The sequence below is a fragment of the Kitasatospora sp. NPDC088351 genome (assembly GCF_040685575.1).
In the GTDB taxonomy this organism is placed as follows: domain Bacteria; phylum Actinomycetota; class Actinomycetes; order Streptomycetales; family Streptomycetaceae; genus Kitasatospora.
Map to the genome: position 1 here is coordinate 1 of NZ_JBFBIL010000084.1, position 21,019 is coordinate 21,019.

General features: G+C 71.4%; 15 protein-coding genes. 4 read left to right on the top strand and 11 right to left on the bottom strand.

The features are described from left to right. Positions 1–139: 139 nt before the first annotated feature. Both disA and radA read right to left on the bottom strand, forming a co-directional pair. Entirely contained in the window at positions 140–1,246 is a 1,107-nt protein-coding gene (disA, locus tag AB0P06_RS34230; RefSeq protein ID WP_363614417.1) for a DNA integrity scanning diadenylate cyclase DisA, read from the bottom strand. 138 nt (positions 1,247–1,384) lie between these two features. Beyond that, positions 1,385–2,929 carry a DNA repair protein RadA gene (radA, locus tag AB0P06_RS34235; protein ID WP_363614419.1) on the bottom strand — a complete coding sequence of 515 codons (1,545 nt, stop codon included), beginning with the start codon at positions 2,927–2,929 and terminating at the stop codon, positions 1,385–1,387. 174 nt (positions 2,930–3,103) lie between these two features. Between radA and AB0P06_RS34240 the strand changes: the two genes are divergently transcribed. After that, positions 3,104–4,966 carry a sigma-70 family RNA polymerase sigma factor gene (locus tag AB0P06_RS34240; protein WP_363614421.1) on the top strand — a complete coding sequence of 621 codons (1,863 nt, stop codon included), beginning with the start codon at positions 3,104–3,106 and terminating at the stop codon, positions 4,964–4,966. Positions 4,967–5,050: 84 nt separating this feature from the next. Here the strand turns inward: AB0P06_RS34240 and AB0P06_RS34245 are convergent, their stop codons facing one another. The 5 genes from AB0P06_RS34245 to AB0P06_RS34265 all read right to left on the bottom strand — a co-directional run bounded on the left by AB0P06_RS34245 (position 5,051) and on the right by AB0P06_RS34265 (position 12,081). Continuing rightward, entirely contained in the window at positions 5,051–5,722 is a 672-nt protein-coding gene (locus AB0P06_RS34245) for a GAP family protein (RefSeq protein ID WP_363614423.1), read from the bottom strand. A 132-nt stretch (positions 5,723–5,854) separates the two neighbouring features. Further along, the gene (locus AB0P06_RS34250) at positions 5,855–7,189 is read right to left on the bottom strand and encodes a DUF1254 domain-containing protein (RefSeq protein ID WP_363614425.1); all 1,335 of its coding nucleotides are present in this window, start codon (positions 7,187–7,189) and stop codon (positions 5,855–5,857) included. A 102-nt stretch (positions 7,190–7,291) separates the two neighbouring features. Then, positions 7,292–8,617 carry a DUF1254 domain-containing protein gene (locus tag AB0P06_RS34255; protein ID WP_363614427.1) on the bottom strand — a complete coding sequence of 442 codons (1,326 nt, stop codon included), beginning with the start codon at positions 8,615–8,617 and terminating at the stop codon, positions 7,292–7,294. Positions 8,618–9,520: 903 nt separating this feature from the next. After that, positions 9,521–10,570, bottom strand: a complete 1,050-nt coding sequence (locus AB0P06_RS34260; RefSeq protein WP_363614429.1) for a family 2 encapsulin nanocompartment cargo protein polyprenyl transferase — start codon at positions 10,568–10,570, stop codon at positions 9,521–9,523. 83 nt (positions 10,571–10,653) lie between these two features. Beyond that, positions 10,654–12,081, bottom strand: a complete 1,428-nt coding sequence (locus AB0P06_RS34265) for a family 2B encapsulin nanocompartment shell protein (protein WP_363614431.1) — start codon at positions 12,079–12,081, stop codon at positions 10,654–10,656. A 373-nt stretch (positions 12,082–12,454) separates the two neighbouring features. Here AB0P06_RS34265 and AB0P06_RS34270 point away from each other — a divergent pair, with 373 nt between their 5' ends. After that, positions 12,455–13,519, top strand: a complete 1,065-nt coding sequence (locus AB0P06_RS34270) for an ATP-grasp domain-containing protein (RefSeq protein WP_363614433.1) — start codon at positions 12,455–12,457, stop codon at positions 13,517–13,519. A gap of 45 nt (positions 13,520–13,564) precedes the next feature. Here the strand turns inward: AB0P06_RS34270 and AB0P06_RS34275 are convergent, their stop codons facing one another. The 4 genes from AB0P06_RS34275 to AB0P06_RS34290 all read right to left on the bottom strand — a co-directional run bounded on the left by AB0P06_RS34275 (position 13,565) and on the right by AB0P06_RS34290 (position 17,655). Then, positions 13,565–14,110 carry a methylated-DNA--[protein]-cysteine S-methyltransferase gene (locus AB0P06_RS34275; protein ID WP_363614435.1) on the bottom strand — a complete coding sequence of 182 codons (546 nt, stop codon included), beginning with the start codon at positions 14,108–14,110 and terminating at the stop codon, positions 13,565–13,567. Positions 14,111–14,232: 122 nt separating this feature from the next. Further along, positions 14,233–14,466, bottom strand: coding sequence for a hypothetical protein (locus AB0P06_RS34280; protein WP_363614437.1), 234 nt, complete (start codon positions 14,464–14,466; stop codon positions 14,233–14,235). 150 nt (positions 14,467–14,616) lie between these two features. Beyond that, positions 14,617–16,230 carry an oleate hydratase gene (locus tag AB0P06_RS34285; protein ID WP_363614439.1) on the bottom strand — a complete coding sequence of 538 codons (1,614 nt, stop codon included), beginning with the start codon at positions 16,228–16,230 and terminating at the stop codon, positions 14,617–14,619. Positions 16,231–16,320: 90 nt separating this feature from the next. Further along, positions 16,321–17,655, bottom strand: coding sequence for an MFS transporter (locus AB0P06_RS34290; protein ID WP_363614441.1), 1,335 nt, complete (start codon positions 17,653–17,655; stop codon positions 16,321–16,323). 203 nt (positions 17,656–17,858) lie between these two features. On the opposite strand from AB0P06_RS34290, the gene AB0P06_RS34295 reads away from it, so the two are divergent. Then, positions 17,859–18,686 (top strand): hypothetical protein, encoded by an 828-nt coding sequence (locus AB0P06_RS34295; protein WP_363614443.1) that lies wholly within the window; start codon positions 17,859–17,861, stop codon positions 18,684–18,686. Positions 18,687–19,159: 473 nt separating this feature from the next. After that, entirely contained in the window at positions 19,160–20,944 is a 1,785-nt protein-coding gene (locus tag AB0P06_RS34300) for a DUF262 domain-containing protein (RefSeq protein WP_363614445.1), read from the top strand. Positions 20,945–21,019 lie beyond the last annotated feature (75 nt).

Here is a 21,019-nt window from a genome sequence, read left to right on the forward strand (position 1 = left end):
CGCTCCCTCAAACCCGAAAGATCATCGCGTCCAACAGCCACGGCCCTCGCAACTCCCACAGATCGCGGGTGTTGCGAGGACCGTTAGAACCCAAGTGGAATCCCCGGGGGCCGTCCCGTGCGTGCGGGTGCGCCGACCGTCAGACGTAGCGCTCCAGGATGGACGACTCGGCCAGCCGGGACAGACCCTCGCGGACCGAGCGGGCCCTGGTCTCGCCGACGCCCTCGACCGTCTGCAGATCGTCGATGCTGGCGGCGAGCAGCTTCTGCAGCCCGCCGAAGTGCTCGACCAGCCGCTCTATGACGGTGTTGGGCAGCCGCGGGATCTTGGCCAGCAGCCGGTAACCCCGCGGCGAGACCGCCGAGTCCAGCGACTCCGGCGAGCCCGAGTAGCCGAGCGCCTTGGCGACGGTCTGCAGGTCGAGCAGTTCGGCGTGGGTCAGCGCCTCCAGGTCGGCGAGCACCTCGGCGACCGTCCGGCCCTTCTTCGCGGCCCGCTCCGGGAAGTAGTCCCGGGCGACCAGCTCGCGCTCCGGCTCCACACCGGCGATCAGTTCGTCCAGCTGGAGCGAGAGCAGCCGGCCGTCGGTACCGAGCTCCAGCACGTAGCCGGCGATCTCGGTGGCGATCAGCCGGACCATCTCCAGCCGCTGGGCGACGGCGGTGACGTCCCGGACCGTCACCAGGTCCTCGATCTCCAGCGCGGAGAGCGTGCCGGCCACCTCGTCCAGGCGGAGCTTGTACCGCTCCAGGGTGGCGAGCGCCTGGTTGGCCCGGGAGAGGACGGTGGTCGAGTCCTCCAGCACCCGGCGGGTGCCGTTGACGTACATCGCGATCAGCCGCATCGAGTGCGAGACCGCGACCACCGGGAACCCGGTCTGCCGGTTGACCCGCTCCGCGGTGCGGTGCCGGGTACCGGTCTCGTCGGTGGGGATGGTGGAGTCCGGCATCAGGTGCACCCCGGCCCGGACGATCTTGGTGATGTCCTTGTCCAGCACCACCGCGCCGTCGAGCTTGCACAGCTCGCGCAGCCGGGTGGCGGTGAACTCGACGTCCAGGACGAACCCGCCGGTACAGATCGACTCGACCGTCTTGTCGAAGCCGAGCACGATCAAACCGCCGGTGTTGGCCCGCAGCACCCGCTCCAGGCCGTCACGCAGCCCCGTGCCGGGCGCGATGGCGCTGAGGGAGGCCCGCAGCAGGGCCTCCTCGCGGGAGGACTTGTCCGCCCGGTCGCTGGCTGCCACGTGACTCCTCCGGTCGACCCGTACCGCGCGCCTCGCGCGTGCGCCGGCCTACGGTCTGTTGCTCTGTCGCTTATTACTGCCTTATCGGCAATTAGACAGGGGAAAGTCTAACTGCGTGCGGCATCGACAGGGCTTGGGTCAGCGCAGTTCGTCGGAGTCGACCGGCTCCCACCCCTCCATGAGCTCCTCCGGGTAGGCCGCGACCGGGGTTTCGCGCCGCCCCGCGCGAGGGGCCGGCGGCGTCTCGCGCGGGGCCTCCGAAGCCCCGCGGCGGGTCGACGGTGCCTCACCACGCGGCTTGGCGGCGGCCCGACGGCGGCCGGGAATGGCCCGCAGCGCCTCGCCGATGTCCGCGACCTCGACCACCGTCATGCCCGCCGGCACCTTGCCCGGGTCCGGCGGGACCAGCGCGTGGGTGAAGCCCAGCCGGTGCGCCTCGGCGAGCCGCCGCTGCACACCCGTCACCCGGCGGACCTCGCCCGCGAGACCGACCTCGCCGATCGCCACCAGGTTGCTCGGCAGCGGGGTGTCGGAGGAGGAGCTGGCCACCGCGAGCGCGATCGCGAGGTCCGCGGACGGCTCGGTCAGCTTCACCCCGCCGACCGTCGCGGTGTAGATGTCCTGCTTGCCGAGCTTCACCCCGCCGTGCCGCTCGACCACGGCCAGGATCATCGCGATCCGGGGCGACTCCAGACCGGAGGTCGTCCGGCGCGGGGACGGGATCTGCGAATCCACCATCAGCGCCTGCACCTCCGCCACCAGCGGGCGGCGGCCCTCCAGGGTGACGGTCAGGCAGGTACCGGGAACGGGCTTGTCGCGCCTGGTCAGGAAGAGGCCGGAGGGGTCGGCCAGGCCCGTGATGCCCTCGTCGTGCAGTTCGAAGCAGCCGACCTCGTCGGTGGCGCCGTACCGGTTCTTGATACCGCGGATGATGCGCAGCCGGGCGTGGCGGTCCCCCTCGAAGCTCAGCACCACGTCCACCAGGTGCTCCAGCAGGCGGGGGCCGGCGATCTGGCCGTCCTTGGTGACGTGGCCGACCAGCAGGGTCGCCATGCCGCGGTCCTTGGACGCCCGGATCAGCGCGCCCGCCACCTCGCGGACCTGGGCCGGGCCGCCGGGGGCGCCGTCCAGCTCGGCGGAGGCGATGGTCTGCACCGAGTCCAGGATCAGCAGGCCCGGGCTGACCGCCTCGATGTGGCCGAGCACCGCGCCGAGATCGGACTCGGCGGCGAGGTAGAGGTGTTCGGAGAGCGCGTTGATCCGGTCGGCGCGCAGCCGGACCTGACCGGCCGACTCCTCACCGGTGACGTACAGGGTGCGGTGCCGGGCGCCGGCGGCCTTGGCCGCGACGTCCAGCAGCAGGGTCGACTTGCCGACGCCGGGCTCGCCGGCCAGCAGGACCACGGCGCCGGGGACGATGCCGCCGCCGAGCACCCGGTCGAGCTCGGGGACGCCGGTGGAGCGGGCCGTCGCCACCTGGCCGTCGACCTGGGCGATCGGCCGGGCGGGCGCGCTGACCGGGCCGGCGGCGGTGGTCCTGATCGGCACCGCGCCGTACTCCTCCACCGTGCCCCAGGCGTTGCACTCCGGGCACCGGCCGACCCACTTGGGCAACTGGTTGCCGCACTCGGTGCAGCGGTACGCCGGGCGCGGCTTGGCGGTGGTCTTGGTACGGGCAGCCATGCGGCCCACCGTAGCGCCTGGGTCCGACAGCCCGGGTACGACGGCGACGACGGTGGTCGGGGCTCCGGTCGTGGACCGGGGTGGGTCCACAGATGGGCGATGTTGTTACCCGAAAGAAGTACAACAGCAGGGAATGGCCCGGGTGCGGCCCCCGGGCTCTCTACCGTCGGACAGGTGACGACGAGTGCTGAAGAGCCGCGCGACGCCGTGCTCGCGGCGTACGACCGGCAGGTGGACGGCCTGTTCACCTACTGTCTCTCGGTGCTGTGCGAGCACGACGCGGCGGCCGACGCCCTGCGGGAGGTACGGGAGCTGGCGCTGCGGCACGGGGCCCGGCTGGCCGAGCCCGGGCTGCTGCGGGCCTGGCTGTACTCGTTGGCGCGGTACTGCTGTCTGCGCCGGTTGCAGAACGGGCCGGGGACCTGGTCCGGTGCGGGCCACGGGGCCGGTGCGGCGCACGGGCCGCGGCCGGGGCTCCCGGCCGTCGAGGCCGCCCGGCGGCGGCGCGAGCTGGCCTCGCTGGCCTGGCCCGCGGCGGCGGGCACCGATCCCGAGCAGCGCGAGGCGCTGGAGCTGTCGGTACGGCATCGGCTGAGCCCGATCGAGGTGGCGGCCGTGCTGGGCGTGCCGTTCGACACCGCCCGGACGCTGCTCGCCTCGGCGCAGGCGGAGGTCGACCGGACCGGGGCGGCACTGCTGGTGCCCGGCGTCCGCGGCTGCCCCGGGCTGGACCGGCTCGGCGGGGCTGGGGCGGAGAGCCGACGGAACCGGGTGCTCGGCCCGGCGCCGCGCCGGGAGCTGGTGCGGCACGTGATGGACTGCCCGACCTGCCGGGGTACGGCGGAACGGGTGGCCGGAGGGGCGGCCGAGAGTGCGGCGGGGCTGTCCGGGCTGCCGGTGCTGTCCGCACCCGCCGCCCGGCCCGGGCGGAGCGGCGGTGTGGTGTTCCTGCCGCAGGCGGCCCGGACGGTGGGGCGTGCGGGGTCGGCGGGACGGGTAGCGGTGGTCGAGCCGGGGCTGCGGTTCGACCAGAGCGGTTTCCCGCGTCACCGCGCGCCGGACGCGGGTCGTGGGTCGGCGGTGCGCCGGCGGGTCGTGACCACCGGGGTGCTGGCGGCTGTGCTGTTCGCTCCGGTGGCCGCGCTCTGGGCCGGCCACCGGAGCGGTGGCACCGCACGGGTCGCCGCTTCGGTCTCGTCGGTCCGGGTGGACGCGCACGGGCGGCCCGCCGGGTACCGGCCGGAGGGCCCCGGGTCGGCCGTGGACCGGCCGGATCCGGTGGGCCGGATGGGCCAGGACGGTGCCGCACCGGCGACGGCCGGGCTGGAACTCGCCGGTACCGGGGTGGTCAGTGCAGAAACGTTGCCCCCGGGGGCCCCGGGCCCCGCAATCGCCGTACCGAGCCGTGGCGCGACCCCGCTCGGCAACCCCCTGCCGGTCACCGCGTCGGCCCCCGGCGGCGGCCTCCCGGCCGGGCCCACAGCCGCCGGACAGCCGGCGCCGCCCGCTCCGGCCGGACAGTTGACCGTCGAGGCGGGCGAGTACGGCAACCGGACCGTACTCACCCTGACCAACTCCGGCAGCACCGAGATCCGCTGGCACGCCGCCGTGGACGCGGCCTGGCTCCGGCTCGGCCGGGACGCCGGGACGCTCGCCCCGGGCCAGCGGATCACGGTGATCGTCACCGTGGACGAGGAGCTCGCCCCGGCCGTGCACTGGTCCGCCCGGATCGCGCTGCCGCCCTCGCAGGCCGTGGTCACCCTGGAGGGCGGCCCGCACAACCGGGGCGGTGGCACCTCCGCCTCGACCGACCCGACCACGAGCCCCGCCGACCCGGACCGGCCGTCCCAGGGCGGCACGCCGGGTGGCACGCCGTCCGCGACTCCGACGGGTCCGGGGCCCACGGCGGTCCCCTCCTCCCCGGCGCCGACCGCCTCACCGACGGCCGCCCCCAGCACGTCCTCGCCCTCGCCTTCGCCCCCGGCCCCGGCCGCCACCGCGTCCACACCCGCTCCGGTCTCTCCCTCGTCGCGCTGAGCCGAGACGCGGGCGAGGCCCGAGCCGGGCGGATGCCGGACCGGGCTGGGTGCCGGGTCGTCGGGCCACCAGATGGCCGGTTCGTCAGATGGTCAGCCTGGAGATCGCGTCGCCGACGTACGTCGCGCCGAGGACGACCAGGGACACCAGCACGATCGCCGGGTTGTGGGCGGCCGTCCACGCCTTCCACTCCCCCAGCGTCCTGGCCGCCCCGTCGCCGCCGAACAGGTGGACCGCCGACGGCAGCAGTGTGCAGAGCGAGCCGACCAGCACCAGCAGCGCGGCCGCCACCGCCTTGCCGCTGCCGGACGCCGTGCTGGTGGCGATCGAGAGGGCGCCGCCGACCGCCAGCACCAGGTTCTTCGGGTCGGCCGTCAACAGGACGGCGGCCAGGCCGACCACTCTGCCGGGGGTGGACCGGTGGACCGTCCGCATCCATGTCGGCGGGCCGTGCACATGCCCCTCGCGCGGGCGGTCCTTCCACCGCGTGAGGCCCAGGAGGAGAAGGAACACGCCGATCGCCAGCTTCAGCCACCACGCCCAGACCGGTTTCGAGGAACCGGTGGTCAGCCCCGAACCGGCCAGCACCACCACGGTGACCACCGCCGCCAGCGCCACCGCCCAGCCGGCCGCGAACGCCGCTCCGTTGACCCGGCCCTTCGGCGTGGCCAGCATCAGGATCACCGCGATCAGCGGCAGCGGGCTGATCGCGATACCCACGGCCGAGGCCAGCATCTGGCCGACGGCGTCGCCCATGCTCCTGCCTCTCGTCGGTACGACGCCTCGGGGCTCCGCGAACCGGGCGCGGTGACCCTCGGGCGGCTACTCGGGGTCAGTCGCTCGGGGTCAGTTGCTCGGGGTCAGCTGCTCGGACTCGGAGAGCCGGGTTCAGTGCCGCTGGATCGGTGGCACCCGGTAGGTGCCGTCCAGGGCGGCCCGTTTCGGCTGGTAGAGCCGGATGATCGGCCGGAACCCGCCCTCCGGGGTGGGCAGCCAGTTCGCCACCGCGGCGGGGTGGGAGGGCGGTTCGTGCTGGAGCAGCAGGGTCAGCGAACCGTCCTCGCCGTACACCAGGCCGGGGGTGCGGTCGCCGATCGAGTAGCGCGCGATCGGGTTCGCCACCAGGTGGTACTCCGGCAGCCCGTACATGGTGACGGACCAGAAGGCGTCCGCCGGCGGGGGTTCGTCGAAGCGCAGCGTGTACGCGTGCGCGCCGCTGAGCGGCCGGCCGTCGGCGTCGTCGTACGTCGTCGCGTAGACCGCCTCGTACGCGTGGTTGCCCCAGAGGCCGGCGCGGGCGGCGGCGGCCCGGCTGAGGTAGGCGGCGCGGCGGTCGGGGATGCGCCACTCGGAGTCGTCGATGGTGCCGGGGCCGAGGAAGTCGACGTTGTAGTCGAAGAGGTGCAGCCCCGCCCGCCACTCGCCGGCCGGGTGGTCCTCCGGTGGCCGGGTGGCGGCCTCGACCCGTTCGCGGCCCGCCGCCATGCCCTTGAGCAGGGCCAGCGTCCATTCCGGCGCGGGGGCGCGGTAGGGGGAGGGGCCGACGTCGAGCAGGCCGAGCGGGGCGAACCGCTGCTGGTACTCGATGTCGGCCGCGGCGGGCGGGAAGGCCGCCATCCAGATCCGCAGCCGTTCGAAGAAGGCCAGCCGCTCGGGCACCTCGAAGTCGGGTTCGGGCAGTCCGGCGACCAGGCCGCCCGGCTCCAGCGGTTCGAGCGTCAGCCCTTCCTGGAGCGCCCGGACCCGTGGCAGGTCGTCGGGGCCCGTGCAGGCGAAGCGGCCGACGATGCAGGCCACCGTGGTCGGCGCGACGATCACCCGCTGGGGGTCGGCCGGGGTGCCGTGCCAGTCGGGCGGGACGATCAGCCAGGTCTGCCCGCCGGTGCCGGTGGCCCGCGAGCCGAGGTAGGCGAAGTTGTCGGTCCACGCGTCGACGAACTGCAGCACGTAGTACGCCCCACCGGTGTCCGGCACGCTCAGCACCTGCGGGCCCTCGGAGAGGTCGAGCTGGGCGACCGAGTAGACGGTGTCGTTGTTGACCGAGGCGAAGGGGTCGTCCGGCCCGGCCAGCCGGGTGGCGTGGCTGAAGTGGTTGAACGGCGCCGCCGGCAGGATCCCCACGCCGCCCTGGGTGAAGCGCTCGACCATGGTGAGGTCGGAGACGAGCGGGTAGCCGTAGACGTAGGCGTCGGCGGCCAGGGCCTCCAGCTCGGGCTGGGTCATCGGGAGTCCTTCTCGGGTCCGGGGGAACGGGCGGTGCGGCTCGGGGTCGGGGTCGGGGAACGGGCGACGGCGCGGGTTCGGTGCGGGGGGTCGGAGCGGAGGTCAGAGCGGGGTCAGTGGCGGGAGTCGCCAACGGCCGTCGAGGACGGACTGGTCCGGACCGTAGAGCCGGACGACGATCGTGAACGGTCCGTCGGGCGCGGGCAGCCAGTTGGCCGAGTGCTGGGTGTTGGCGGGCCGCTTGTGCTGGATGTGGAGGGTGAGGCCGCCGTCCGGCTCGCGGACCAGCCCGGGGGTGCGGTCGCCGATCGCATAGCGGTCCAGGGTGTTGTCGACGAGCCGGCGCTCCGGGAGCGCGTACATGGTGGCCGACCAGAAGAAGCGGGCGGGCGGCAGGTCGTCCGGGCCGAACCGGACGACGTAGTCGCGGTCGCTGGCGTTCGGCGGCTGGTTGCCCGCGCTATCGGCGGCCCAGCCGCCGTACCAGGTCTCGTCGGCGGGCAGCCCGTACAGATCCACGGCGGCGGCGACCGCCTGCTTGAGGTACTCGGTGCCGATCTGCTCGCGGGTGCCGAAGAGACCGGTCGAGGTGGTGGTCCGGTCGGCGGCGCTTCGCAGTTCGGCCTGACCGTCGGCGATGCCGCGTTCGATCTCGGCGCGCACCACGATCGGCAGCGCGGCGGGCTCGAAGTCGCCGCGGCCGTCGATGCCGAGGTCGGTCAGGCGGGTACGGAGATCGGCCTCGGCGGGGAGCACCGGGAAGAAGCCGAGCAGGAAGTCGAGGAAGCTGAAGAACTCGATGCCGTCCATGACCTCCTCGCGCCAGACCGGCCAGACCGGGTGGGGGGCGGGCGGGGGCGCCGGCGTGCCCGCGTACTCGTGCAGCGGGCGCAGCCGGTAGCCCTGCTGGACCAGCTTCAGCTCCTCGACCGCCTCGGGTGAGGGCCCGGCGAGGTGGGTGCGGCCGAGGATGCCGACCAGCTGGGTGGCGGTGCGGATGACGCCCTTGATGCCCGTGGGGACCTCGCCCTGCCAGCCCGGGCCGGCCACCAGGTAGTCGCCGGCCTCCTGGCCGGTGGCCCGGGCGCCGATGAACCCGGCGTACACGGTGTCGAGTTCGTGCAGCGGGAGGACGTAGTAGCGGTCCTCGGCGGGGACGGAGACCACCCAGGGCTCGGTGCGCAGATCGAGCCAGGCCCGGGAGCGGGAGGTGTCGTTGTCGGGGGTGTCGGCATCGGTGTCGGCCGGGGTGAAGGGCTGCGGATAGTGCCGGAAGACGCCGAAACCGCCGACGTACCCCGGGTCCGCGTCGTCCACGGCCTGCGCGTACAGGGTGCGGTAGTTCCGCAGGATCGGGTAGCCGCGGATCCACGCTTCGGCGGCGGTCGCACGGATGGTGGCCGGGTCCACGAGTGCCGGGTTGCCCATTGCTGTCGCTCTCCCCAGTGGTCGCTCGCCCCGGTGCCGGAGCACCGCTCCTATACGGACATATCGATACAAAGGGGATGCTATGCGGGCCGGATTCGATCAGCACCTCGACCGGGGGCGCCGACGGCCGGTCCCCGCCGCACCCGACTGCCCTGCTCCCCGGGCTCCCCTGAATCCCCTGCGCCTCCGCTCAGCGCGAACGGGGGCATGCGGGCGAGGGGGACAGGAGAGCTTTCCGGTATGAAGATCCTCCTGCTTGGGGGTTCGTCCTTTCTGGGGCGCGCCTTCGCCTCCGAAGCCCTGGCCCGCGGCGATGAGGTGACCACCTTCAACCGAGGCCGTCCCGGCACCGACCTGCCCGGCGTCCAGGCCGTCCGGGGCGAGCGTGACTCCGCCGCCGACCTGGCGCGCCTGGTCGAGGGGCGGCACTGGGACGCCGTCGTGGACACCTCGGCCCAGCAGCCCGCCCAGGTGGCGCTCTCCGCCGGGCTGCTGCGCGAGCACGCCGGGCACTACACCTTCGTCTCCTCCGTGCACGCCTTCGCCGACTGGCCGGCCCGAACGGTGGACGAGACCTCACCGCTGCACCCCTGCCCCGCCGACACCCCGCCCGGCCAGCCGTTCAGCAATGCGCTCAAGGCCGGTTGCGGGCGTGCGGCGCTGGAACGGACGGCCCAGCGCCGGCCCCGGGGGATCCGAACCGGACGATGCAGTTGGAGAACACCGATGCCGAGGGCCGAAAGGGCCGCCCGGGTGGCACGATGCTCGGCATCACGCCGGCCAAGGGGCAGCGACTGCTCGCCGTCCTGCCCTAAGGCCTGTCTGAGCCATGCCGACCGCAGGGCCAGGAGTGGAACGTCGGCCGGTCCGACGCCCCACTCCCCTGCATCCACCCCGGACCGCTCAGTGGGTACGGCGCGTGACCAGCTCGGCGAGCGCGAGCAGCTCATCGGCGGCGGACGGCTCGGGAACCGCCGTAGCCAGCTGGGCAAGAGCGGCCGCCATCCGCTCGCAGGACTCGCCCTGCGCCCAGCCCCGCCCGCCGGCCCCTTCGACCGCGACCGCGCAGTGCGCCAACTCCTCGGTACTGAGCGGCCGTTCGAGTGCGTAGAGCTCCGCGAGCCGGGCGCCGTCGGTGGTGCCGGAACCCAGGGCCGCCACCACCGGCAGTGACTTCTTGCGTGCGACCAGGTCCGCACCGACCGGCTTACCGGTGACGGCCGGATCTCCCCAGATTCCGATCAGGTCGTCGATGAGCTGGAACGCCAGGCCGATCTCCCGGCCGAAGCCGTCCATCGCCTGCGCGACCTCCTCCGACGCGCCCGCGTACTGTGCGCCCATCGCACAGGCGGCACCGAGCAGCGCGCCCGTCTTCGCCTCCGCCATCGCCAGGCACTCGGCGAGCGAGACGTCACTGCGCTGTTCGAAGGCGCAGTCGATCTGCTGACCCTCGCAGAGTTCGACCACACAGTCCGCGAGCCGGCGGACGGCCCCCTGGGCGGCTGGGTGGGTGTCCTCGGCGAGGATCCGCAGCGCCAGCGAGTGCATGGCGTCCCCCGCCAGAATGGCCTCGGTGGTGCCGAACACCCGCCAGGCGGTGGGACGGTGGCGCCTGGTCTCGTCACGGTCGATGACATCGTCGTGGAGCAGGGTGAAGTTGTGGACCAGTTCGACGGCGGCGGCCGCAGCCGTGGCCGTGGCCGGCGTGCCGCCGAGGGCCTGGGTGGCGGCGAGGACCAGGGCCGGGCGGATGGCCTTGCCCGAGGGGGCGGCGACCGGCGAACCGTCGGCCTCCCACCAGCCGAAGTGATAGCCGGCCACCCTGCGCATCGCGCCGGGCAGCGAGTCGACGGCGGTGCGCAGGACCGGATCGACCAGGGCACGGGCGCGGGCGAGCACGTCCTCCGCCTCGTGGCCCTCTCTGTGGTCCCGCTCCAACGTGAAGATTCCCATGGGTTCCTCCCCCTGGTGTTCGGTGGGCGCCACCGGGCCGGGTCGTGGCTGCGACCCGGCGGCGCGGTTCCGACCGGGCCCGGTCAGTCTCGGCGGCGTGCGACGTCGACGTTCTCCAGCACACCGATCGCGTCGGGCACCAGAATGGCGGCGGAATAGTAGGCACTGACGAGATAGGAAATAACGGCCTTCTCGTCGATCCCCATGAAACGCACCGAGAGGCTCGGCTGGTATTCGTCGGGAATTCCGGTCTGGTGGAGTCCGATAACGCCCTGGTTGTCCTCTCCGGTGCGCAGGGCGATGATCGAGCTGGTGCCCCCGCCCAGGACCGGGATCTTGTTGCACGGGAAGACCGGCACGCCGCGCCAGGCCGTGACGGCCCTGCCCTGGACATCGACGGTGCCCGGGTAGAGGCCCCGGCGGTTGCACTCCCGCCCGAAGGCCGCGATGGCCCTGGGGTGGGCGAGGAACATCTTGGTGCTGCGGCGGCGGCTGAGCAGCTCGTCCATGTCGTCCGGGGTGGGCGGGCCGGAGTGGGTCTGGATCCGCTGGTCGTACTCGGCGTTCCGCAGCAGCCCGAACTCCGGGTTGTTGATCAGCTCGTGCTCCTGGCGCTCGCGCAGCGCCTCGATGGTCAGCCGGAGCTGGTGCTCGGTCTGGTTCATCGGCTGGTTGTAGAGGTCGGCGACCCGGCTGTGCACCTTGAGCACCGTCTGCGCCACGCTCAGCTCGTACTCGCGCGGCTTCAGCTCGTAGTCCACGAAGGCCCCGGGCAGCTCGTACTCGCCCTGATGGCCGGCCGAGAGCCCGATCTGGGCCTCACCGTGCTTGTTCTGCGCCTGCTGGAACCCGGCCAGGTACTCCATGATCTGCAGCTGCAGCGCCTCGGAACGGTCCGCGAGCTCCTGGAAGTCGGGCCAGGAGAGCACCAGCGCGGTGCCGGCGGTGGCTGCCTTCACCGTGTACGGCCAGGCGCCGCCCTCCTGCCGCAGGGCCTCGTCGCCCAGGTGGTCGCCGTCCGCGAGGGAGCCGAGCACCGCCTCCTCGCCGTACTTGCCGGTGGCGAGCCGGTCGAGCTTGCCGTGCGCGATGATGAAGACCTCGGCGATCGGGGTGCCGGCCGTGACCAGCACCTCACCGACGGAGAAGTCACGCTGGACGAAGCGCCCGGCCAGCTCCTCCAGCACCGCGTCGTCGTCGAAGCCGCGCAGCACCGGCACCTCGCGCAGGCTGGGCGGGACGATCCGCACCTCGGCGCCCGTCTGGACGAAGCTCACCCGGCCCCGGCCGACCGAATAGCGCAGGCGGCGGTTGACCCGGTAGGTACCGGCGGACACCTGGACCCACGGCAGCATCCTGAGCAGCCAGCGCGGGCTGATGCCCTGCATCTGCGGCGCGGACTTGGTGGTCGTCGCGAGATTCCTCGCGCCCTCCGTGCCGAGACTCTGCTGCTGCCGGGTTGGCGACGGCCCACCCTGCGCAGGAATACCGACGTTGGTTTCGGTCGACATGGGGAGCCCTTCGCGTGCCCGATGAAGTGTCGCCTTGCAGCCCTCATGGTGGGCCCATTCGGGGGAGTATGGCAATCACTCTTTCGAGTGGTTGAAATAGCGGAACAAATAGTACGAATGGATCATTTGATCGATATTAGTTCGAGAATTATTCGAAAACTCCGGAACGAGTCCCTCCGCCTCTCCGGCACCGGCACCCCCGGCCCGCCTCCCGCGCGCGGCCCCGCGACCACCCGCCGAGCGGACCACCCGCCGTCCACGCCCGCGCAAGGGGCCGCTAAGGTGCCACCTCAAAGGGCCACGGGGCCAGTTGACGAGTGTGTGGCCGCACCGGATGCCCTCCCCTCGTTCACCCCTGCCCTGGGAGGCCTTCATGAGCGCCCCCGTACGTGTCTGGCTCAACCGCACCTACGCGGAGAACGTGTTCTTCGTCGAACAACTGCGCGAGGCGCCGCGCCCCGTCGAGGTCTACGCCACCCACGCCGACCCCGACTCCCCCGTCCTCGCCGCAGCCGACCACGGCACCCTCGAACCGGCCGACCTGCCGCCCGACGCCTACGTCGCCTTCGCCCTCGACTACTGCGCCCGCCACTCCGTCGACGTCTTCCTGCCGCGGCTCAACCAGCTCGCGATATCCCTGCACCACAAGGAGTTCGAGGCCATCGGCACCGCACTCGCCTGCCCGCCGGCCACCGCGATCGCCGCCTTCCACAGCAAGGCGGACGGCTACGCGGCGATGGCCGACGCCGGGCTGCCCACCCCGCCGTGGTGGCAGGTCCGCACCGCGGAGGAGCTGCTCGCCGCCGTCGAGCGGATCGAGTCCGCCGGGCTCACCGCCTGCCTCAAGCCCGCCTCGGGCGCCGGCGGCGAGGGCTTCCGGCTGCTCACCCGCGAGCCGTTCGGCCTGCACCGGCTGGCCGGCTGGGACAGCCGCGTCCAGGTCGACCAGGTGGCCGCCGCGCTGGAGGCCGCCGACGAACCGGCCGACCTGCTGGTGATGCCCTACCTGGACGGCCCCGAGATCTCCGTGGACTGCCTGGCCGACCGGGACGGCACCCTCCTCACCGCCGTCGGCCGCAGCAAGCGGGGCCGCCGCCGCGGTTTCACCACCGACCCCCGGTACCTGGAGCCGGCCCGCCGACTGGTCGAGTCCACCGGGATGGCCTTCCTCTCCAATGTGCAGTTCCGCCACCTGGCCGGCGAACCGGTGGTGATCGACGTCAACACCCGCCCGTCCGGCGGCCTGCACCAGCTGCGCCTCTGCGGCCTCAACCTCCCCTGGAACGCCGTGCAGTTGGCGCTCGGCGAGCGGCCGGACACCGAGTGGAGCACGGACCCGGACCCGATCGAGTACACCCTGGTCTCCGGGATCCAGCCGGTGCCGCCGCGCCGGCTCCCGTTCGCCCGGAACCTCGCCCCGGCCGAACTCGTCCACTAGCTTCTACGGGCCAGGCCGGGCGGCCCGCGGAACCCATGACCGGCTCTACAGCGGGCCGTTCCAGTCCAGCGTCGGCTCCAGCACCCCCTCCAGGGTGAGCAGCCAGCGCTTCACGTCGATCCCGACCCGGCCGCCGCCGAAGCCGCCGATCCCGTCCGCCGCCACCACCCGGTGGCACGGCACCAGCAGCGCGACGGGGTTGGCGGCCATCATCTGCCCGACCGTCCGGGCCGCCAGCCCGGGCTCCGCCACGTCCTCGAACACCCCGCTGCGGGCGGCCAGTTCGCCATAGGTGATGGTCCGTCCGTACGGCACGACGGACAGCAGCGTCCGCAGCACCGCCCGATGCGGACCGGTGCTCAGGCTCCAGTCGATCGGCAGCCCCAACTCCCGCCGTCGGCCTGAGAGATACTCACCTATCCGGTCGGTCACCGCGGCGGTCTTCGACTCGTCCGTACAGCGCGGCGACTCCCCCGCGCGCTCCCCGTACCCGGCCGCCGCCACACCCAGCGGCGTGACCGCGATGTGCATCGGCCCGCTCGGCAGCGGCGTCGGAACCGTCAGCCAGGACATCGACCAGGACTGCGACACGCTCGGGCTCCCGCCCTCCACCGGACCGGCCGCCGGCCGCACCGGCACCCGGAAGGCGCGCGAGGACCACCCGCCCCGCGCGCCATCGTACGGCGGCTGCGACCGGTCCGGCGCGGCCGTCGTCAGAGCCGCCCCTTCAGCTGCGCGGCGATCCCCCGCGACCAGTGCGACAGCTCGGCCCGGTCGGGCGTCCGGCCCTCGCACAGGGCGCCGAGCTGCGTGTCGTTGAGCCGGTTCGGCCCCGGGATCTCCAGCAGATAGGCCAGTTCGTCCAGCACCGCGGCGAGCCGCTTGGCGTCCGAGTGGTCCAGGGTGACCGCCGCCTCGTGGTGGCTGATGGTGAGAGAACCGGGCATGGCCAACCTCCTCCGTTCGCCCCCGCACTCCCTCCACCGTACGACCGCCCCGGCCGCCGCGCCCGCCATGGTGCGGCGGGGGTACGGCGGCCGGGGCGGGGCGGGCGGGCCGTGGGCGGGCCGTGGGCGGGGCGCGCTCGCCGTCCGGGCTCAGCCGAACGCGGTGCGCAGCGCGTCGAAGGCGACCTTGGGGTCCGAGAGCCCGTGGTAGATCCCCGGGATCTCCCGGTCGACGCCGAAGAGCTCGTACACGGCGTGCATCGCGCCGCGCACCGAGTACTCCACGGTGAACACCACGTCCTCCGGGACCTCGGTGTACTGCCCGAGGAAGGCGAAGTTCGCCGAACCGGCCGGCACCACCAGCGGGCGGTCGCCGATCGCGCGGCGCTCGAACTGGCTGGTGATGTACGGCATCATCACCGTGACCACCTGCGTGGTGCGGCGGATCTCCGCCAGGTCGTCCTGGAAGCCGAGGTGGCCGATCAGCTCGGTGAGGATCTCCTGCCCGGTGGCCTGCGACATCGGCTTGCCGATGTAGTCGCCGTCGTTGTCACCGAGCAGGCTGTAGCCCCAGAGCGTGAAGACGTCGTCCGGCTGGCCGTCGAAGTGCGGCTGGTGCGGCACCACGATCGACAGCAGCCAGCTGGAGTCCGCGAAGGTCATCAGTGCGCCGGTGCCGGGCGCGTTGCCGGAGAACTCCGTGATGCGGTGGAGCAGGAGCGGACTGCGCATGGTGAGGGTGAAGGACTCCCACTTGGTCTCCTCCACATTGCCGTTGAACGCGCCCGGCCGGCCGAAGTCGGGCGCCTTGCGGGCGATGTTCTCCCAGAGCGACCATCCGCCGTCGCGCTTGTCGCGGATCAGCTCCGGTACCGAGTCGTCGTATCCGTACGAGGCATCGGCCGTCATCGAGCCGATGGTGATGAACGCGTGGTCGTCATCGCCGAGTTCGATCGTGCCGGGCGTGCCGGGCGTGCCGGGCGTGCCGTCACGCTCGACGTGCAGCCGGGTGGCGCGCCGCTCGCCGTCGTTCCCGGCGAAGTCGACGTCGGTGACCTTCACCCCGTAGTCGGTGCGCACGCCCTGTTCGGCGAGCCAGCGCTGCACCGGACGGACGATGGAGTCGTACTGGTTGAGCCTGGTGCGGCGCACCCCCGAGAGGGTGTGGATCCGGGGGAACTCCTGGATGAAGCGCAGGAAGTAGCGCTTGAGCTCGATCGCGCTGTGCCAGTTCTGGAAGGCGAAGGTGCTGCGCCACATCGCCCAGAAGTTGGTCCGGAAGAAGTGCTCGGAGAAGAAGTCCTCGATCCGGCGGGTGCCGATGACCCGCTCGGGAAGGGCCAGCAGCCTGGTCATCTCGGCCCGGTCATGGGCGTTGAGGCCCAGGTCGGCGGCGTCGAGGACGGTGTGGTCGCGGTCGATCAGCCGGGCCTGGGCGTTGGTGTGCCAGACCTTGTTGAAGGCGACGATCTCCTCGCGGACCGTCGTCTCCGGGTCGGTGAGGGTGGGGATGCTCTCCAGCAGGTCCCAGAGGCAGACGTACGCCTCGTCCTCCAGCATCCGCCCGCCGCGGGAGACGTAACCGCGCTCGGGGACGGGCGCCGGGGCTCCGTCGAGCGCGCCGCCCGCGATCCGGCCCTCCTCCAGGATGTGCACGGAGGAGCCGGGAAGCCTGGCATCGCGCACCAGGAACACCGCGGCGGCCAGGGAGGCGATGCCTCCGCCGACCAGATAGGCCTGCGGCTGCGAGTCTGCTGAGGTCATGACGTCACCCTTCATCGAGAAGACGGGAGTCGGTTCCGGCCCGGTGGGCCGCAGCTCGGCACCCATCTTGGTCCATATGCGAAGGAATTTCTATTTGCCCGTTTTGTGACCCAGCCCACGTTCGCCCCGCACCCCCTCGACGGCCTGCTCCCACCGTCGCCGACGGACCGCCGGAACGGCCAACACCACGCCACCGGCGACGAGTTGCCAAAGAGCACCGAACAACAGCACCCTCGCGGAACCGATCTGATCAGCCGCCGGACCGGCTGCGGCCAGCCCGACGGGCCCGAGCACAAAGGCCCCCAGCGCCCCGAACGAGGCCACCCTGGCGAGCACTTCGGGCGGCACCCAGCTCTGCATGGTGGTGCTGTACAAAGTGCCGCAGACCGCCGAACCGGCGCCCGCCAGCAGCGCCGCCGACACCACCCACGCCAGCGACGCACCGGCCGCGAGCGCCGCCGACGGCAGCACCCATCCGAACGTCGCCAGCGTCGCCACCGCGAGCGGCCGGCCGGGCCTGCGACCCAGCATCAGCAGACCGCCCATCACCGCACCGACCCCGTACGCGCCCATCACCAGCCCCCAGCCGCGCGCGCCGCCGAGACCCTGCCGCGCGGCGAGCGGCCCGAGCACCAGGAACGGCGCCCACACCAGCAGGTTGAACAGGCCCATGTGCGCCGTGGTGATCCAGAGCCACGGCCGCGAGCCGAACTCCCACCAGCCGGACCGCAGATCGCCGAGCATCGAGCCGGACCGGTCCGCGCCCCCTTCGGCACGCCCGGGCAGGCTCAGCCGGGCGAGCGCCAGGGCGCCGACGCCGTACGTCACCGCGTCGACCAGCAGCACCGCGGCCGGCCCCTGCGCCGCCGTCACCACGCCGGCGACGGCCGGGCCCGCGACCGTCCCGACCGAACGGGCCAGGCCGAGCAGCGTGTTGGCGTCCGGGAGACGGCTCCGGTCACGCACCAGGCCGGGCACCAGCGCGCCGAGCGCCGGCATGAAGAGCCCCTCACCGACGCCCCAGACGGCGACCAGCACCACCATCGCCCAGACCGGGGCCCGACCCGCCATCAGCACCGCCGCGAACACCGCCTGCACGACACCGCGCAGCACATCCGAGGCCAGCATCACCCGCCGGCTGCCCAGGCGGTCCGCGATCACCCCGCCGGCCAGCAGCACCAGCACGATCGGCAGGATCCGGGCCGCCATCACCCAGCCCAGGTCGGTGCCGCTCCCGCCGTGGCCGCCGCTCCCGCCCCCGCCGTCCAGCACCGCGAAGGCCACCGCCACCGGCGCCATCGAGGAGCCGAGCAGCGAGGTCGCGTACCCGACGAAGAACCACCTGAAGTCACGCTCGCCCAGCACGGCGAGACGGCCGGCGAGCCGCCGTCGGCGGGCCGGAATCCGTTCCATGTCCACTGCCATGGGCGGCAAGTCTGCCTCCGCGCCGGAGGGGTGTTCAAGGCTTTCCGGCGAAAAACCTGAGCCGACTCGCATCAATTTCTCGAAACCCTGCCACCACCGCAGTAAATGACCCCAACAGACCACTCCTACCTGCCATTTACTGCATCAACCCGATATTCTCCAGACGGCCCGTCACCCATCGTTTACTGCGGAAAGAAGGCTCCATGCCCGAGTTGCCACCGGTCGAGTACGCCGTGGCCGTCGAGCGCTATCTCGCCGCCTCCGGGCTCGGCGCCGGCTCCCGCCGGATCTACCGGATCGCGCTGAACACCTGGGCCTGGGCACTGGCCGACCGCCCCGCCCCCACCGGCCCCGAACGGCGGCGCGCCCGACCGCCCGTCCTCCCGCTGGCCCTGCTCGACCACCCCGGCGCGGCCACCCGCCTCCGGACCGCCACCGCCCGTCGCGCCGCCGCGACCGACCCGCGCACGCTCAACCGCGAACTCTCCACCCTGCGCGCCGCGGTCACCTGGTGGCGCGCCCAGGGCTGGATCGACACCGACCCCACCACCGCCCTGCGCCCACGCCCCCTGCCCGGCACCGGCCCGGCACCGCTCACCCCCGCCGAACTCCGCGCGCTCCTCACCCTCCGCGCCCCGCTGCGCGAGCAGACCCTCTGGCACCTGCTCCACGAGAGCGGCGCCGCCATCGAAACCGTCCTCGCCCTGAACGCCGACGACCTCGACCTCCGCCACCGCCGCACCCGCCCCTCGGCCGCCCCCCTCCAGTGGCAGACCGGGACCGCCCGGCTCCTCCCCCTCCTCCTCGCCGGCCGCACCGCCGGCCCCCTCTTCCTCACCGACCGCCGCGCCCCCGTGTCCACCCCCGCCCCCGACCGCTGCCCCCACACCGGCCACGCCCGCCTCTCCTACCGCCGCGCCGCCGAACTCTTCACCACCCTCACCCGCCACCTCTCCCCCACCACCCCCTGGACCCTGCGACAACTGCGCCCCAACGACACCGGCCCCGGGCACAGTGCCCGGGGCCGGTGATCAAACGATGAGTGGCGCGCTGAGCCCCCTGTCGGGTTCGAACCGACGACCCCCGCTTTACAAGCCCCACTTGGATCATGACGGGGCGTGATGCCTGATGCCGCGTGGCGCTGAACCTGCAGGTCAGCGCCACACGGCAGTCCTGGGCTGTCCAGCCCGCTCGGCTTGCTGTCACACCGTCCGCTCACGCATCGCTCACGCAACAGGTCCGGCCGACAAGGACTTTCCGGTCCGGCTCGCGGCCCGAGCCTCTCCAACTTGGAGCGAGAGCCTCTCCGCCTCTGCAGTCGCCAGCCCCACATTGGGCACCTCACCATGCCCACCTGCCCCCAGTCGGCGAAGCGACCAACTGCCACTCTCATCGCGCCCTACGGTCCCCGTATGAGGCTCTGCGACGGCCAGGCCACGTACCCCCTCAATGGCCAAGGAGGAAACTGACCCACCCTGCGCCGTCCTCGGCTAGGGTTGGCGCCATGCAGAGTTCAGAGCTTTCGGTGCAGGGGCAAAGCCTTCAGAATCTGTACAACCTCTACTACAAGAATAAACTTGTTGTAGATCGCCGCTATCAGCGAAAGCTAGTCTGGACCCGCGACGAGAAGGAAAAGCTGGTTGACTCGGCCGCAAATAAGCTTCCAATTCCCCTAATTCTTCTTGCGCAGCAAAAGAAGGGCGGAGTCGAGACCTTCGAGCTGATCGATGGACTTCAGCGCCTTGAGGCATTCTTCGCGTTTATGGAGAACAAGTTCTCATATAATGGTGAATTTTTTGACCTGGGAACCATCGGCGACACTCTGGCCAAGCGCGACTCAAAGGAACTGACACAGCAGCAGCCTGTGATGTCGCGAGAGGCTTCGCTGGAAATCGCCAATTACCAAATCCCGGTTTCTATCTACCGAGACGCTGCAACTTCATCCATCGAAGAGGTTTTTCGTCGCATCAACAGCGGCGGAAGGCGCTTGAGCTTGCAGGAGATTCGACAGGCCGGCGTAACGGGCCCCCTGGCTGACGTGGTGCGCCGAACGAGCGCCTCCGTCCGCGGAGACGGAACGTTCTTCGAAGGCCTCACCCTAAACGAGATGGAAAAGCTGTCGATCTCCAGGAAGGATCTCGACTACGGCCTCGCCCTGGAAAATATCTTCTGGGCGAAACACAACATCATTGGTGCAGACGAAATTCGTTCCTCAGGCGACGAAGAGGTCGTACTGGATCTCGTCCTAGATGCCGTCCTTCGCCCTTGGCCCACGAGTGGCTGGCAAAACCGAGACATGGCCTACGGACTCCCCCGGAGGATCAGCAGCGCCTCCCTGGAGGAAGTTGATTCGGCCGTCTCCGCCATTGGGGTCGACATCCTTCAGCAGCGCCTGGTCGCGATTATCGAACTGCTCGATAAGGCGATGGAAAATCACGGCTCTCTCGGCCGTCACATGGTTCACCTGGAGCAGTACGAAAAGGGCACGACGCGCCAGTTCCAAGCTGTCTTCGCGGGCCTATATGACCTGGTGTTCCAGGATGGAATGCAGCCGCTTTCCACTGATGCCGTGAGGGAAGTTCTCGACAACTTCTGGGGCCGGGACCTGTCAATTCCAACCGGTGGGAGCGCCTGGGGTAAGGACAAGAAAGCGGCTCTCTACCCGAAGGTTAAGCGACGCCTCAAGAAGGCATTCTTCAAGCCCGAGCCGAAGAGTGCCACAACCCAGCTCAATTCGCGGTACCTCATTGAGAGTTACCTCCAGGGCCCCATCAATGAGGATCCGCTCGTTGAGCTCAAGCAGGGCTTCTGCACTCTTTCCAACCCGCCCGTCGAAGATCGATCACTTTTCGACGAGGTAATGCATACGGCCGTCGCGATGGCAAACTGGAGTAGGGATGCTGCGGGTTTCATCCTGATCGGCGTCGCCGATAAACCATCCGCCGCCAAGCGCGTACATGCGATCTTCGGAACCTCGTCCATCACTGTGAATGGGCAGGAGGTCCTCGGCACCGAAGAGCAGATTTCTCTCCTCGGGCACGATATCGACTCATGGTGGCGCAGATGGCAAAGCAAGATCCAGTCTTCACCTATGGATCAGGAATTTTCGACCGACCTTGCGCGGAGCTTTAGTCCCATCCTCTGCGACGGGAAGGTCCTCTGGATCATGAAGCCGAGATCGCTCGGGAAGCCGATCAGTTATAACGGCAGGTTCTTTGTAAGGATTGGTTCATCAACGAAAGAGATGGCCGCAGATGAATTTCTGGCACATGTGAGCCGCAATTTCTAGGTGCGGCCATTATTCCCGCTCACCTCTGGGGCTCCTCGATGCCTGGCGAACTGAAGCAGTAATGATGTCCTCCCG